Genomic DNA, 15,057 nt, shown 5'->3' with positions numbered 1-15,057 from the left:
CCCACAGGCCCGCAGCCGGTTTGCGTGCGAAACCCTGCGTGTGCATTTGCATGCGCAGGGTTTTTTGGTTTAAACACCCCCATCATGTCTACTCCCATACGCCTCATCGTGGGATTGGGTAATCCCGGTCCCGAATACGAAACCACCCGGCACAACGCCGGCTTCTGGCTCGCCGACCATCTGGCGGACGATCTGCGCGCGAGCTTCGCGCTGGAGAAGTCCTTCTTCGGCATGGTGGCCAAGGCCAGGCTGGGCGCCGACAACGTGCTGCTGCTCAAGCCCAACACCTACATGAACCGCTCCGGCCAGGCCGTGGGCGCGCTGGCCCGCTTCTACAAGCTGACGCCGGAACAGGTGCTGGTGCTGCACGACGAACTCGACCTCATGCCCGGCCAGGTGAAACTGAAGCAGGGAGGCGGCCACGCCGGCCACAACGGCCTGAAAGACATCCAGGCCGCGCTGGGCAGCCCCAATTTCTGGCGCCTGCGCATCGGCATCGGCCATCCGCGCACGCTCGGCCTGGCGCAGCAGGTCGCGGACTTCGTCCTGCATCCTCCGCGCCGCGAAGAACAGACACAGATCGAAGCCGTCATCGACCGCTGCCGCGCCGTGGTGCCGGCCATGCTGGCCGGCGACTTCCCGCTGGCCACGCGCCAGCTTCACAGCGGCAACGACGCCTGATGGCCCGCTCTGGCGCGCCGCGCGCAAAAAGCATGCGCTTTCGCAGCGAAGTCGCGGACTTCTGGCGCTTCCTGCGCCATCCGCAGCCGGTGTCGCGCCTGCCCGGGCGCGCGGCGGCCAGCGGGCTGGCGGCGGACTGGCTGCCTGGCATCACGCCCGGCAGGCTGCTGGCCTGGGCCGCGCTGCTGTGGGCCGTGAACCTCTTCGCGCTGGGGCCGCTGGCCGTCACGGCGGCCGGCCTGGGCGGCGTGACCCATCGCCTCGACCCGGCCAACATCCCCTGGCTCACCGCCATCCTGTGGGCGCCGCTGGTCGAGGAAATGCTGTTCCGCTACGGCCTGCGCCGCCCGAAACAGGCCTTGTGGCTGGTTCCCGCCATGCTGCCCGTCGTGCTGTGGGGCCCCAAGGTCTGGACCGGCCTCTTGTGCGCCGCCTTCCTGATCCTGGCGGCCTGGAGCCTGCGGCGCCGGCCCGGGCTGATCGCGGGCTGGGACACCACCTGGCGGCGCTACTACCTGAAGCACTTCGGCCTGGTGTTCCACCTGGTCGCGCTGAGCTTCGCGGCCGTGCACCTGACCAACTTCGTCTACGCCAAGACGCCGTACTGGCTGCTGCCCCTGCTGGTGCTGCCGCAATGGCTGACCGGCCTGGTGCTGGGCTGGATGCGCGTGCGCCGCGGCATCGGCGCGGCCATCCTGCTGCACTCGGTCTTCAATGCCGGCCCCATTTTGATGATCTGGCTCATCATGCGCTGGCTCCCGGCGGCGGCAAGCTGACGGGGTAAACTAGAACGTTAACGATCAATACCGTACTCACACAGGATTCCCATGGCTCTGCAATGCGGCATCGTCGGCCTGCCCAACGTCGGCAAATCGACACTCTTCAACGCTCTGACCCGCGCCGGCATCGCCGCCGAGAACTACCCGTTCTGCACCATCGAGCCCAACGTCGGCGTGGTGGAAGTGCCGGATCCGCGCCTGCAGAAGCTGGCTGAAATCGTCAAGCCCGAGCGCATCCTGTCGGCCACCGTCGAATTCGTCGACATCGCCGGCCTGGTCGCCGGCGCCAGCAAGGGCGAAGGCCTGGGCAACCAGTTCCTCTCGCACATCCGCGAAACCGACGCCATCGTCAACGTCGTGCGCTGCTTCGAAGATCCCAACGTGATCCACGTCGCCGGCAAGGTCGACCCCATCGCCGACATCGAAGTCATCGAAACCGAACTGGCCCTGGCCGACCTGCAGACCGCCGAAAAGGCCCTGCAGCGCCACCAGAAGACCGCCCGCTCCGGCGACAAGGAATCGCAGCGCATCGTCGCCGTGCTGGAAAAGTGCGTGGCCCAGCTGAACGAAGCCAAGCCCATCCGCGCGCTCGACCTGTCCACCGAAGAAAAGGCCGACATCGCCCAGCTCTGCTTCATCACCGCCAAGCGCGCCATGTACGTGGGCAACGTCGCCGACGACGGCTTCGAGAACAACCCGCTGCTCGACCGCCTGACCGAATTCGCCGCCGCGCGCAACGCGCCCGTGGTCGCCATCTGCGCCGCCATCGAGTCCGAAATCGTCGACCTCGACGACGCCGATCGCCAGGCCTTCCTGTCCGACATGGGCATGGAAGAACCGGGCCTGAACCGCCTCATCCGCGCCGCCTTCAAGCTGCTGGGCCTGCAAACCTACTTCACCGCCGGCGTGAAGGAAGTGCGCGCCTGGACCGTGCCGATCGGCGCCACCGCGCCCCAGGCCGCCGGCGTCATCCACACGGACTTCGAACGCGGCTTCATCCGCGCCCAGACGATTTCGTATGAAGACTACATCGCCTACAAGGGCGAGCAGGGCGCCAAGGAAGCGGGCAAGATGCGCGCGGAAGGCAAGGAATACATCGTCCAGGATGGGGATGTGATGAATTTCTTGTTTAACGTCTGACGAATTTCGCTGGATCTCGATGGCGCTCAGTAGCGCTTGGTGGACAGGTTGCTCCATTTGAAATCAATGGGTTGCGTAAACAATACGGTCTATTGAGCGTTCCTATTGTTCATCGAAGTCCAGGAAATTCGGGGGTAGCGTTGGGGGTACTCGTGTTCAACCGTGGGGGTACATCTCCCCGCAGTGGAGTCCAACGATGCCCGAAAACCTACTCACCGACCTCAAGGTCAGGTCGGCCAAATCGACTGATCGAGATTGGAAACTATCAGACGGCGGGGGCTTGTTCCTGCTGGTCAAACCTACCGGCGGCAAGCTCTGGCGGTGGAAGTACCGCCTGCAAGGCAAGGAGAACCTCTTTGCCATTGGCGGCTTTCCTCAAGTAAGCCTTGCGGAGGCGCGTGCAGCCCGCGAGAAGGCGCGCGCCTTGGTCAAGCAAGGCATCCATCCTGCCCATGAGCGGCGGCAGGCCAAGCAGCGCAACCTGGAGGCGCTGGAGGAGCGCAAGCGCGCTCGTGAAAGCTCGTTCGCCAAGGTGGCGAAGGCTTACTTGGCGGAGATCAGACCGGTCTTCGCGCTCAGCTCCTACCGCACGAAAGAATCCCGCATCAGGAAGTACCTGTCGCCCAAGTTCGATGGGATGCCGATGAGCGACATAGGCGTGAAGCAAATCCGCCCGCTGCTGGAGGAGTGCAAGGCCCACGGCGCGTGGGCGGCCATCCATGTCAAAGGCGATCTTTCAGCCATCTTCGAATTCGCGGTGGTGCGGGGTCTGGTCGAGGCAAATCCAATTCCCAGCCTGCGCGGGCTGCTACGCGTGCCGTTCAGCGAGAGCAAGGCGGCGATGACGCGAGAGCAAATCCAGAAGTTCTATCAGGAGTTGCGCGGCTACCGGGGCTATCCGGAAACCTCGCTGTGTCTGCGGTTGATTGCTCTGACGGCTTGCCGTCCAGGGGAAGCGGCGGATGCCGAGTGGGACGAGTTCGACTTTGAGGATGCTCTGTGGCGTCGGCCTGCGGCGAAGATGAAAGCGCGGCGTGACCATGTCAGCCCGTTGTCCACGCAGGCCGTAGCAGTGCTGAAGGATTTGCAGTGCATCACGGGCGGTGGCCGCTATCTGTTCCCACACCGTAGTGGCAAGGGCTTCACTACGCCCAACCGGCTGACCTACGCGATGCGCGACATGAACCTGGGCCGGGGCACGACGCCGCATTGCTGGCGGACGACCTTTTCGACTTGGGCCAATGAGAACGGGTACAGGCCCGATGCGATTGAACGGCAACTTGCCCACGTGGAAAGCAACAAGGTGCGGGCGACGTACAACAAGGCGTTGCTGCTGGATCAGAGAAGGACGCTGTTGCAGGACTGGGCGGACTACCTGAGTGCTGCGGAGGGCAGCGGCACGGCATAGGGAAGAGTTGGCTGGGTGTTGCAGAACCAATGGACAGGGCGGCCTTTTCCTTTTCTGGATAGGGCCGTTGTCCCTTGAGTGCCGTTCCCTTGCCGTTTGCCTTTTGCCGAAGGCTGGACCTGGAAATGGGGTAAATGATGGGATAAATAGGGTAATTGTTCGCTGGTTACCCTGTTTTCCCGTACCTAACAGACTCCCAGTGTGGACTTCCCCCAGTACGGTAGACAGCCGGGGCCTCTGAGGCGAATCTCTGTAAGCGTTTGAAGCTCAATGCTTGACGATGAGAGCTATCCCCATGCGGCACTCATGAGCGTTACCAGATCACGCCGCGATAGCACTTCGGTGAATTCGCGCCAATCCTTTTCCGGCGGCATCATCGTGCCGGTATAGCGCAAGTCGAAGCCAGTCGCGGTTTTCTGGGCGTTGATGTACTCATCCAAGCGCTCGCCGAGTGTTTCGATGTCGTCGATCCACTCGTCCTTGATGGTGTCCGGCAGCGAACCAAAGAGGTCGTAGCGGTTCTTCATGCGCTCGGACAGGCGCTCGTAGATTTTTTCGTCCACGGTCTGCTCGAACACCAGGTTCAGCATGTCCACGGTTTCGCGTCGCTGGCCGAAGCGTTTGATGCGCCCAATGCGCTGTTCGAGCCGCGTGGGGTTCCACGGCAGATCGACGTTGATCAGCGTGCCCAAGGTCTGCAAATTCAAACCCTCGCACGCGGCATCGGTGGCCACCATCACACGAATCTGGTGCTCGGCCACCATGCGCTTCAAGGTTTCGCGCTCGACGCTCACGCTGTCGCCACGCTGGTACAGGCGGCTACGGCCCGCGCCTGCGTACAGGCCGACCGCTTCTTCCGGGTAGCGCGCCGCCAGCGAATCTGCCAGCCACTTCGCCGTGTCGTAGTACTGGCTGAAGATGATGACACCCAATTCCAGCCACTTCTCCTTGTCGAGAAAGTGTACGACAGCCTCCATCTTCGGATCGACTTGCAGCCGCTCCAGCCGGACAATCAGCCGTTGCAGGACTTCGATTTCCTCGCTTGTCTCGACCTTGATGTCGGCTTCCTGCTCTTCGTCTTCCTCGTGCTCGGCACCGCCTTGCAGTAAGCGCCGCGCTGTCGCCAAGCCCGCGTGGATGCTGGAGCAAATGCGTTGCTCCATCAAGTTCTTCATGAAGCCGCTGCCCTTGCCGCGCTTGGCCAGCGCTTTGCCAAAGGCACGGGCTTCGCCATAAGCCTGCCGGAAGTCTTCCGACGTGCGCAGCGCCTTGCCTTCAAACAAGGCGTCGAAGGCGCGTTGTTCCGAGACTTGCTCGCGTTCGGGGTGAACGTCCACGGCCACACGCGCCAGCAGCCCCGCATCTTCAAGCTGCTGGCGTTTGCGTAGCACGACATGACGTACCAGCGGGTTCTCGCGCTGGAACAGTGTTGCCCCGGTGATACGGCGTTCCAGTTCCTCCTCCAGAATCTCCCGCGTTTCTTCCGTCAGATCGGCCAGCGAACGGTTGGTTTGCCACTCCCCGTTCTGCAATCCCAAGTCTTGCCGGATAGCGGAGAACAAACGTCGGGCACGAGGCTCACTGGTTGATTCCATGCGCGGAAGTGGCGAGCGCAACAGTTCCCACGCATGGGTGAGCGATTCCACCTCCATGCGGCCCGCAAGAATGTCGAGCACTTCGTCGGGTCGGTGCCACGGCGCTAAGTCGTGGCCGAGCACGAAACGGCCTGGGCCTTGGTGCAAGATGCCCAGCAAGTCCCATAGATCGGCCGGGTTGGTCTGGATCGGCGTGGCCGTGCCCAGCAGCACATGATCGGCACGCGCGGCTATCTCACGCATAAAAGCCAGCAGTTCGTTCGGCGTTCCGGCTTCCTTGCCAAAGCCCTGGCGGGTTCTGGCTTTGTGCGCTTCGTCCAAGATCACGACACCGAAGCGCATTCCAAGCAGGTGCTGCTTCTCCAGCGAGTCGCGCATCATCAAGCCGGTGGAGACAATGCCGATGCGCAACGGGCAATGCGCTATTTGCTCGCGCCCGGCGGGCGACAGTACTCGCTCGTCAGCATCCAGCCAGACTTTGCCAACGGTATCCCAACGGGCGGTCGGGATGCCCAGCTTGTCCAGCATCTCGGTCTGCCATTGTTCGGTCAATGTGGCCGGGGCAAAGATAACGACTGGGCGGCGTGGCCCATTGTCTTTGTCAGATAACAGGCAGAGCGTCAGTGCAGCTGTCGCCAGCGACAGCGTTTTGCCCAGCCCTACTTCGTCGGCTAACAGCAGGCGCACCGTACCGTGTAGCCGCTGATGACGCAGACATTCGGTCAGAAACCCTTGCTGCCACGGCTGTAACTGCTGGCCCTCTCGGTAGAGAGGCGACTCAATCAGCGCCGCAGGGGCAAGATTTTCGTCATCGTCGATTTCGACGAACTCGATCTCTCGCCGATAGCCGCGCCGATGTACCTCGCGGATCACGGCCTGCGGAAGGGGCTTGGCGGCGTTCCAGAGGAAGTCGAATTCTTCCTCGATCCACGCCACGCCTTCTGGCGATTCGTCCTCCCACAGGATTTCGTAGTGGCGCTGCCAGCCGTTTCGCGTCTCGTTCATCGACCCGATGAACCCTAGCTTACGGCCATCAGCGAGGGTAATCACACCTGCCTTGCCATGCACGAAACCGCAGATGTCGTCAGGCGCGATGCGCACCGCCTGCCCATGCTTGGCGAGGAACGCGTCCAGCCGCCGATAGCGTTCGCGGTTCAGCAGAGCCTCGGCCTCCAGGGCGCGCTCGTTCCAGCGGCCGAGCATCTTGCTCTCGCGCAGTTGCGCCACTTTCAGGTCGTCCGGGTGAATGTCCACATTGCAGACGATCTTGACCTCGGGGATGTGCTCCAGCGCCTCGCCAGCCACTTCGAACAGCGAGCTGGTGAAGTAGCCCGCAATGCGCTTGTAGCTCCGCGCACCGGCCAGATGCTGCATCAGGAAACTGGCATCCAGCCGATGGGTACGCGAAGAGAAGCGCCGGATGCTCATGGCCCAAGACCTCAGTCGCCGAAGCGCAGATTCTTGAGACGCGCACCCAGTACCTCGGCGGCAGAGCGCACCTCAGATTCGGGCGCTTTGCGCTCGATGAAGGCCAGCATGTCCACCAGCAGGGAGCGGACTTCCAGGAAGTCCGCCATCTCGGCTCGCAGTTGTTCGACGATGATTTGCGCCTCGGTGTCCTTGAGCAGTTGTTGCAAGGCAATGATGAGCTGTCCCAGCCGCGTCACGCCGATCTCGGTGGCATCTGTCAGATCGCGCGAAGCGTATTCGCTGACGCGCTTGAGGCGTGCGTTGTTGGGGCGCATGTCGCCCATCACACGGCTGTAGTCCGTCACGCGGAACGCCTTGGCGAAGTTCTGATAGTTGTCCAGCTTGGACGTGCCTGCGGTTTCCATGTCCATCATCCGCAGTACAAAGCGTTCGATGCCAGTGAGGCGCCCCCACGCGTCAGCGGTGAGGCCCTCGGGAACGAGCAGGCTGGATGCGGTTTCCGCTGCCTGCTGGACGATTTCATCCACCACCGTGATTTCACCCCGTGCGCGCGGGCGCAGGGCGAAGGTGGTGACGTCCTCGTCGCCGATGCGTGTGTAGGCGGTCAGCACCTTGAGCGCTGCCGCATAACCGGCCATCTGCAAATCGGAGTCGCCCCACACCGGCTCACCGTGGTGGGCGGCCACAGTGTCGTTCAGATGCATCATGGTTTCGATCTGCCGCGCCACTTCCTGCCGCACAGCGGGTAGCAGGCGCTGTTTGAAGCCAGTGCGCTCGCCAGCCGCGCGCTTCTTGAGCATCAGGATGACGGTGCCTTGGACAAAGCTTCCCTTCTTGATGGCTGCATTGGTTTCCGTTGCGATGTACCACGCCGCCACAACTTGTAGGCCCGCAGCCCAGAAGATGCCGATCAGGTCGCCCCAGACGGCGGTGTCCTGATGGGTAAACATCACGCACTGCATACCGTTGTCAGGCATGTGATCGGCCATTGCTTTGTAGGCGGCAGCCATGCCACGCCGAAACTCGTCGTCTGACCCCTTGATCGCCAACGCGCGGCGCGAATCCCACACCCAGTCATCGAAAGGTTTGGGTGGGTTCTTACGTAGCCATGCGATGAAGTATTCGGTGATCTCGTGGTAGTTCACCGCGTCGGCGTACGGTGGATCGGTGATCCAAATATCGGCGTCGTCTTCAAGCTTGGTCGCATCACGGCACTTGATCGACCGGCGAGTCTCTGGAAGCGGACTGTTGGCAAAGCCGAACGAGCGGCCTGCTTCGTGGCTGAAAAAGCAACGGATGCCGTAGTTGTAAAACGTGTTCAGCGCTTGGTTGTAGAAGACGTTATTGGTCTTCTCCCAATGATTCATCCAGTTGGCGATCCGGGAGTTCCAGTCCAGCGATTTGGCGTTGAAAACGTAGTCTTCCGGCGTGCGGTGCTGGAAGTAGCGTGAGATCAAGAGAAGCTGGCGGGCATTGAACAAGTGGTGCCAGTGTGTCCAGCCGCGTTCACGGAATAGACGGGTCGTTTCGTCCCCGTGCTCGATGGTCATATCCGGAACCAGTCCTTCGTCCTGCCAGCGGCTCAGGTTCTCGGCGACGAGCGTTTCCACGCGGCGCTCACATTCCCAATCGGCCTCGGTCGGGGCAGCAAACCAGGTTTCCTGCCGGGACTTGGTGAGCGAGTCCTTGGCGATCCAGTGAATGGCGTAGAGCCGCTCCTGAAAAATATCATCAGGGCGCGGCTTGAAATCGTTCTTCTCCCAACGACGCAGGCGATTGCCCGTGCTGCCATCGGCGTTTCGATAGTCGCCGCGTAGCGTCTTTATGGGCGTGCGATAGGTCTTTCCGTCCAGCGTGTAGACCATGTCGCCGTCTTGTACCGTACCCTGATCAGCAGCCGCTGCTTCCTTATCCGAAACGCCACTGACAATCTCGATGTCGAATCGCTTCTTGCCGTGATCCGGCTTCAGGCGAGCGATGATGTTCCGGCCCTTGGAGATCACCCACGAGGGGGACAGAGGAACCATCCATCCCGTTTCCGGGCAACGGGCTTCTACGCAATAAAGATAAGACTTGGCGCGATTGCCCTGCTTGTCGTGCTCAATGCCCAGCTTCGTGATCTCCGCATCCACCGACTTGGCAACACGTTCCTGCGACTTCTCGATTTCTACGCGTCGCTCCGGGCTTGAGCCAATGATGTTCAATGCGCCCCAAGTCAACATGCAGGCGATGGGGTTGAGGTCGGAGGCATACACGTCGCAGCCGATGCGCGCAGCCTCAAAAGGGATGGAGCCGCCGCCACTAAAGGTGTCACCCACGCGGGCGCGGTGGCCGTAACGCAAGACGCCTAGCTGCTCCACCAAATCTGGGAACGACTGCACGCTTACACCCAGATGAGCATAGTGACGGTTGACCTCCGCCCACACCGGGGCAAAGAGCCAGTCTTGATCCAGTTCTTCCGGGCGTTTGCTTATGGTGGCTTTTTCTTCGTAACCGGACAGGGTGGCCAGTGCCTGGCGGTACAGAACCAGTTTGTCGTCATCGGTGACGTCGCGTCGCCAACCGCGTCCTCCAAAGTAGCGTTCCGGGTCGGTGATAGGGATCATCTCCTGGAGCTTGGACACTGAGAACGCATTGGCAGCCAGTGCCCGTCGGGCCAATCCTTCATCGTCGAAGGCCATAAGCTTTTCGAAGATGGCGAGATCCGCTTCCGCGTCGTCAGTGGGTGGCAACAGGCTGCCAAGCACGATGGCGCGCACCAAGATCAGTGGCTTGCGCCCCTTCCAGTAGGAGCCGAGCCCGGTCAGGGTTTGGCCAAGATTTGCCTTGCGCTCCTTTTGTGCCTCGAACGACACCTTCTGGGCGGGGAAAACTGTTTCTATCAGCGCGGGCGCATCTTTCAGGGCCAAGGGCGTGAGAGTGATTGTTGTTTTTTGCATTCCCTGATGAATCCTCAATGGGCCAAAGCCGCGTCCGGTGACAGCCAGCCGTGGGAGCGCAGCCGCTCTTCGGCAATAGCCAGCTGGCGCGCGGTGAACTGCTGCTTGCGTGCGTTCCAGCCATAGACCTGACGCTCTACGCTCTCGTGCTGTGTGGCACCCTCGCGGCTCATCACCCAATGCACTGTGGCCAGGAGTTCTAGCCCGTAAGGTGACTCAAAGCCCTCGACCAGCTTGGTGACGCGCTCGAAACGGGCTCGGCTGATGTCGTGTTGATCCAGATAATCCTTGGCGTCTTCCACTGCACCGGGCACCAGCGTGAGCGGCTTGTCCGGCGCATCGCCGCCATCGGCATAGCCCGCGATCAAATGGCCTTCCACCGCCTTCAGCACATGGCGCAGGTTCTCGGCGTAAGGGCCGTAGTGATGCTTGACGTATTGGAGACGCAGCGGCTCGCCTGCTTCCTGCATGAAGTACATCAGCTTGTGGACTTCCAACAGGGTGACAAAGGGGTCAAGCAGGCCGCCAAGATAGCGCTGCATCAGTTCCACCAAGGCGGCGCGACCCGCCGTCATTTTGGGCACCTCGCGCACATGCGCCATCTTGTCGTTGGTCGGTGCGCCCTTGGGCTCAAACACCAGCACGCGTACGTCGGCAAGCTCTGCCAGGGTGCGCTCGATGCGTGGGCGCACCTCGTTCCAGTCCAGCCCGCCCAGGCCTGCGCCCAGCGGCGGGATGGCGATGGAGCGGATGCCCTTGTCGCGGATGACATTGACCAGATCGACCAGGCCCGCATCGATGTCCTCAATACGGCTTTTGCCGCGCCAGTGGCGCTTGGTCGGGAAGTTGATGATGAAGCGCGGCAAGGTGAGCTGCCCCGTCTCAAAAACGAACATACGACCAGGCTGCACAGCTTCACGCTTGCAGGCGGCCTCGTAGGCTTTGAAGTTCTCCGGAAAGACGTTCTTGAACTGCAAGGCGATGCCGCGCCCCATCACGCCGACGCAGTTGACGGTGTTGACCAGCGCATCTGCCTCGCACTTGAGGATGTCGCCTGAGGTGTACTCGATCATGGCTGTGCTCCTCTCATTTCAGTAATACCAATTCGGCAAGACTTCGACCGTGGGCCGGTGTCCGTGTGCCGGAAGGGCGTTGACGACTTGCCGATAGACGTTGGCGGATTGAACGCCGATGCGTTCGACCAAGTGCCACGGAAAGCGCTGCTCCAGCAGGAACTCGGCTTGCTTGCCTTCTTTCAGACCGCCACCCCAGTTGCTTGCCTGCACCGCCGTCCAGTTGATTTCACCAAGACGCGCCAGATCATTGCGGTCTTCAAAAAAATACGATCCGGCGTTGGATAGCGTGAACGCCCAACGCGCAGGTTGTGCGTTGGCCCAGGCCACAACTGCGCCCAAATCCGCCTGTAAGTGGATGATGGGCGTTTGCCCGCCTTGATAGGTCAGCTCTGCATTGCGCCGATGGATCAAATAAAGCATCACCGACCGTGGGCAAAAATAAAACGGCACGCAGGCACCGACGAACAAGCCTGGGTGGCTTGCGAGCTGAAGCTCGGTCAAACGGCGCTGTTTGATGTGGTTCATGCCAACCATCGTTCCGCCCAGTGCCTGTGCTTGAACCAAGGCGTCCGACAACAGCCCGCCTGCCGCGACGATGGAGGGCAGACGATCCACATGGGCAATGTGGTAAATCTTGGGCTGCGGCGGCACGAGCACGGCGTTCATAGTGCTTCGTCTCCAAACAGGCCCAATGAGGCCTGTGTGGCTTCCTGCTCAGACTTGCCACGTCGAGCACGAGGAGCAAGCAGTTCGCTCTGCGCGACATCGCCCAAGGCATGCTTGAGCGCTGCGCGCCAGCCCTTGCCCCCGTCCATCACGCCGCCGGTGCTCATGGCAGTCATGCCGAACAGCCACCAGCGCTCTTCCGGGCGCAACGCCAGCCAGTTGCGCACAGCCACCGGAGTTTTCTCCATCTCCATCTGCTCGACGGCCCAGGCCAGTATGCACAATTCCTTGCCGAGCAAGCGATCCACTGGGTTGTCGCCGACCTTCCACGCACCCGGCTTGATGCCATGCGCAGCCAGACGAGCGTTGAAGGCTCGTTGAACCTCGGCGCGGATGGCGGTCCAGCGCGGGCGGTCCAGCAGAACGCGGTCAATCACCGCGTTGTCGTTGCTTGCAGACTGCAAGCCGAGGTGTTCACTGATCTGAACTTTGCCCGTGCTGGCCTTGGGAATGACGACATTGAAGTGATGAGGATCAGAAGTCGCAGGCATGCCAAACCCCAGCGTGTGCAGCACTTGCGCACGCGCCTTGGACGGTGGTGTGTTACCTGCAACTTTGGCCATCCTCATTCCTCCTGATTGATGTCGCCCGGCTTCAGCTCTATCCCGGCAAGCTTGGCGAACTCTTTGAGTGCAAAGCCGGTATCGAAGGAGATGCCGTCGGCAATTGCAATGTTGAGTGGGGCGTCGGGCTCCTTGAGCACATCGCGTAGGCTGTTGACGACGCCTTCGATGATGGCAGCGGTGACTTCGCGCTCCTGGAAACGCACGGTTACGGTGTTCTCACCCTCACCGATTTCGACGCGCACACCCTTGAAGCGCGTGCCCGGCTGATCGCGGAAACGGTTGATGACGCTGAAGACGCGGTCGGTCGTGTCGAGGGCAACACGCTTGCTTTGCAGGCGCGCGGGCTTGCTGTCGATGATCTGCACGGTCTTGTCGCCGCTGGCCGGGATCTGGAAGTCCGCTGTCTTGTTTGCCTCGCCCGCGCGGGCGAACACCAGCAGGCGGCAGCTTGCGGAACCGATCTCGAACGGTGCGTCGTAGCGGGTACCGTCTTTGGGGTTGGAGCCGTCTAGGGTGTAGAAGATGTCGGCGTTCGGCGTAGCAGCGAGGGTGACACGGCGCTTGTCAGCGGCGGGCTCGACTTGATGGCGGATCTTGAGGTCGGCGAGCCAGCGGGTGGCAGGGCCGGTTTCATAGCGCCCGGTGGGCTCCCTCACCACGAAGTAGACCGTGCCCTCGCCGGTGGCAAAGTTCTCCAAGTCGTCGACCTTGTTGTCCTTGTCGGACACGTCGGGTTTGTTCGACCAATAGACGATGGGGCTATCACCCGCGTGCCGTGGCGTGAGGCTCAGAATCGTTTCGCCGGTGTCTGGCTTGACGTTGATGACCGAGACGTTGACGGTGGTCTTGTCCTTGGGGAATGGCCCCTTCTCGATGTAGCCGTCTTCGCCCAAGCGCCAACGACCTTGTTTCAAGGCCTCTGTCTTGAGCGCATCCAAACCACTGGCTCCTGGCATCCACGGCCAGATTGGCGAGCACTTGGCTCGGGTGGCGACGTCTTTCCAAGGGGTGCGACGGTTGTCCTTGCCAGAAGGCCACAGGTATTCCTCGGCTTGCGCGAAGCATTCGTCGAAGTTGTCTTTGTTCAGCTCAGCCACGAGCTTGTAATCAGCGCGCGGGCTGGCCAGTAGTCTTTCGATCTGCGTCTCGGCCGACTGATCGCCCTGGCCGAGCTTCAGCCCTTGGTCGATGGTGACCCCAGCCAGCACATCGCGCCCGTCCACCGGGTCGTTGGCCGGGAAGTACAGGCGGTTGTAGGCGGCCGACAGCGCCTTACTGAAGCGATCTTCCGATTCTTCGAAGCGGTCGCGGGCTTCCTCGAACAAGGTGTCGCCCGATTTGAGACGCTTGTGGATCTGCTCGATGGCGTACAGCTCGCGCAAGCGCTCTTCGACCGCGTCGGCCAGCAGGCTGTCCTGACCGCTCAGCACGAGAAGGTTGTTCTTTTCCTGCTGGTAGTCGAAGAAATTCTGCAACTCGCTGGGCGGCACCTTGCCATCCGGCTTGATGACGATCAACGTGCGCGGGCCACCGAGCTTGAGTTCATCCAGCCGGGGCAGTACCTGCACGTCCTGATAGGCGATCTTGCTGATCGGCGCAAGGATGCCTGCGAGTCGATTGATGAGTGCCTGATCGACCTTGGGTTGCGGAACTTCCTTGGCATTGCGCTCGATTTGGCGCGACAGGTTCTCGGTTTCCTTGATGAAGAAACGCTGCTCTTCACGGTGCAGATACCACGCCGATTCACGCAGACGCTGCAAGGCCTGAAGGAACTCATCGGGTTTGCGTTGTGGCGCGGCCAGGAACTCGATCAGCTCGCTTTCGGACAGGCCGATCCGCCCACCCACAGCGCGCGACAGGCTGGATGACAGCAGCAAGGTCATGAGCTGTTGCGCGGCATCGCCTGCCAGTTCAACGTCGATGTGCTCGGCGATGGCGTTGCCCGCGTCGGCTATGTCGCGCGTCACGGCGGGCATCAGCTTGGGTGCAATGCGCTCGATCTCATCCTTGACTTGTTCGTCGTTCAAGTTCAGATGCTGCGTGCCGATGAGGAAGACGTCGTCGGCTTCGCGCTCGTCCACACTTTTGAGCAAGCGTGCGGTGAACTGCATCAAACCACGGGTTTGTCGGAAGCCTTCGTTCTCTTTGAATAGCGCGACAAGGTGCTTGAAGGAGGGATGGAAGGGATAGGTTTCCCGCACTTGCTCGGAAATCTGCTCGATGCTGCTGGCTACGATATAGCCGCCGTCCTCGGCCTTCTTGATCTGCTGTGCGTACTCCTCGGCAATGTCAGCGATGACACGCTCGTCCGGCAGTTCGTCGATGAGGCGCTTCTTGAGAATTTCGTAGATTTCGTTGCCCGCCAGTTGCACTGGCGTGATGGTCATCGCTTGACGGCGGGTTTCCTGCTGTAGATTGGAGATAGCGTCGGCCAGTGCCTTGGTCTGGGCTTTGTAGCTGCCCGAGAGGTTGGCGACCACGATGGCGCAGTTGGGCAGTTCCAACGCAGCGCTCATCAGGCTGGAAAGGCTGTAGACCGCCATATTCGCTAACGTGCCTTGGCCGAACACCTGCGTGCTGGCGTTGTCGAGATAAGGCGGCAGTTCGTCGAGCAGGATCAGGGTTGGCTCGTCGCCAATGATCTCCTTCCATTGGCGCTGATCGACGGCTTTGGGGCCGTTCGCCCAATACGGCTTGATGGCTTCCGCCGCCCCGA

At 61.4% G+C, this 15,057-nt stretch carries 10 protein-coding genes; 4 read left to right on the top strand and 6 right to left on the bottom strand.

The genetic code is table 11. The features are described from left to right. Nucleotides 1-84 precede the first annotated feature (84 nt). The 4 genes from pth to C1I89_RS17935 all read left to right on the top strand — a co-directional run bounded on the left by pth (nucleotide 85) and on the right by C1I89_RS17935 (nucleotide 4,008). The gene (gene pth, locus C1I89_RS17950; RefSeq protein WP_102773993.1) at nucleotides 85-681 is read left to right on the top strand and encodes an aminoacyl-tRNA hydrolase; all 597 of its coding nucleotides are present in this window, start codon (nucleotides 85-87) and stop codon (nucleotides 679-681) included. Next, nucleotides 681-1,457 (top strand): CPBP family glutamic-type intramembrane protease, encoded by a 777-nt coding sequence (locus C1I89_RS17945; RefSeq protein ID WP_102773992.1) that lies wholly within the window; start codon nucleotides 681-683, stop codon nucleotides 1,455-1,457. The genes pth and C1I89_RS17945 overlap by 1 nt, the downstream gene beginning before the upstream one ends. 51 nt (nucleotides 1,458-1,508) lie before the next feature. Beyond that, complete coding sequence (ychF, locus tag C1I89_RS17940) at nucleotides 1,509-2,600, top strand: redox-regulated ATPase YchF (RefSeq protein ID WP_102773991.1); 1,092 nt, start codon at nucleotides 1,509-1,511, stop codon at nucleotides 2,598-2,600. A gap of 196 nt (nucleotides 2,601-2,796) precedes the next feature. Then, nucleotides 2,797-4,008, top strand: coding sequence for a tyrosine-type recombinase/integrase (locus tag C1I89_RS17935; RefSeq protein WP_102773990.1), 1,212 nt, complete (start codon nucleotides 2,797-2,799; stop codon nucleotides 4,006-4,008). Nucleotides 4,009-4,295: 287 nt separating this feature from the next. On the opposite strand, the gene C1I89_RS17930 is transcribed toward C1I89_RS17935, so the two are convergent. From C1I89_RS17930 to C1I89_RS17905, 6 genes are all read right to left on the bottom strand, one after another. Further along, the gene (locus tag C1I89_RS17930) at nucleotides 4,296-7,031 is read right to left on the bottom strand and encodes a phospholipase D-like domain-containing anti-phage protein (protein ID WP_102773989.1); all 2,736 of its coding nucleotides are present in this window, start codon (nucleotides 7,029-7,031) and stop codon (nucleotides 4,296-4,298) included. An 11-nt stretch (nucleotides 7,032-7,042) separates the two neighbouring features. Further along, complete coding sequence (locus tag C1I89_RS17925) at nucleotides 7,043-9,973, bottom strand: anti-phage-associated DUF1156 domain-containing protein (protein ID WP_102773988.1); 2,931 nt, start codon at nucleotides 9,971-9,973, stop codon at nucleotides 7,043-7,045. Between the two features lie 14 nt (nucleotides 9,974-9,987). Next, a complete protein-coding gene (darG, locus tag C1I89_RS17920) occupies nucleotides 9,988-11,046 on the bottom strand; it encodes a type II toxin-antitoxin system antitoxin DNA ADP-ribosyl glycohydrolase DarG (protein WP_102773987.1) in 1,059 nt (352 codons plus the stop codon). A gap of 18 nt (nucleotides 11,047-11,064) precedes the next feature. Then, on the bottom strand, nucleotides 11,065-11,715 hold the full coding sequence (gene darT, locus C1I89_RS17915; RefSeq protein WP_102773986.1) for a type II toxin-antitoxin system toxin DNA ADP-ribosyl transferase DarT: 651 nt from the start codon (nucleotides 11,713-11,715) through the stop codon (nucleotides 11,065-11,067). After that, on the bottom strand, nucleotides 11,712-12,338 hold the full coding sequence (locus tag C1I89_RS17910; protein ID WP_258231470.1) for an anti-phage-associated DUF3780 domain-containing protein: 627 nt from the start codon (nucleotides 12,336-12,338) through the stop codon (nucleotides 11,712-11,714). Before C1I89_RS17910 ends, darT begins: the two co-directional genes overlap by 4 nt. A gap of 2 nt (nucleotides 12,339-12,340) precedes the next feature. Further along, nucleotides 12,341-15,057, bottom strand: a 2,717-nt coding sequence (locus C1I89_RS17905) for an anti-phage-associated DUF499 domain-containing protein (RefSeq protein WP_102773984.1), incomplete at its 5' end; no start/stop codon positions are given.

The sequence above is a fragment of the Achromobacter pulmonis genome, from assembly GCF_002885955.2.
In the GTDB taxonomy this organism is placed as follows: domain Bacteria; phylum Pseudomonadota; class Gammaproteobacteria; order Burkholderiales; family Burkholderiaceae_B; genus Achromobacter; species Achromobacter pulmonis_A.
The sequence above is the reverse complement of the archived record's forward strand: the minus strand, read 5'-3'. Positions and strand labels throughout refer to the sequence as shown.

Coding starts and splice junctions, on each gene's coding strand:
- C1I89_RS17930 (WP_102773989.1), bottom strand. CDS start 7,031: ATGAGCATCCGGCGCTTCTCTTCGCGTACCCATCGGCTGGATGCCAGT.
- darT (WP_102773986.1), bottom strand. CDS start 11,715: ATGAACGCCGTGCTCGTGCCGCCGCAGCCCAAGATTTACCACATTGCC.
- pth (WP_102773993.1), top strand. CDS start 85: ATGTCTACTCCCATACGCCTCATCGTGGGATTGGGTAATCCCGGTCCC.
- C1I89_RS17925 (WP_102773988.1), bottom strand. CDS start 9,973: ATGCAAAAAACAACAATCACTCTCACGCCCTTGGCCCTGAAAGATGCG.
- ychF (WP_102773991.1), top strand. CDS start 1,509: ATGGCTCTGCAATGCGGCATCGTCGGCCTGCCCAACGTCGGCAAATCG.
- darG (WP_102773987.1), bottom strand. CDS start 11,046: ATGATCGAGTACACCTCAGGCGACATCCTCAAGTGCGAGGCAGATGCG.
- C1I89_RS17945 (WP_102773992.1), top strand. CDS start 681: ATGGCCCGCTCTGGCGCGCCGCGCGCAAAAAGCATGCGCTTTCGCAGC.
- C1I89_RS17935 (WP_102773990.1), top strand. CDS start 2,797: ATGCCCGAAAACCTACTCACCGACCTCAAGGTCAGGTCGGCCAAATCG.
- C1I89_RS17910 (WP_258231470.1), bottom strand. CDS start 12,338: ATGGCCAAAGTTGCAGGTAACACACCACCGTCCAAGGCGCGTGCGCAA.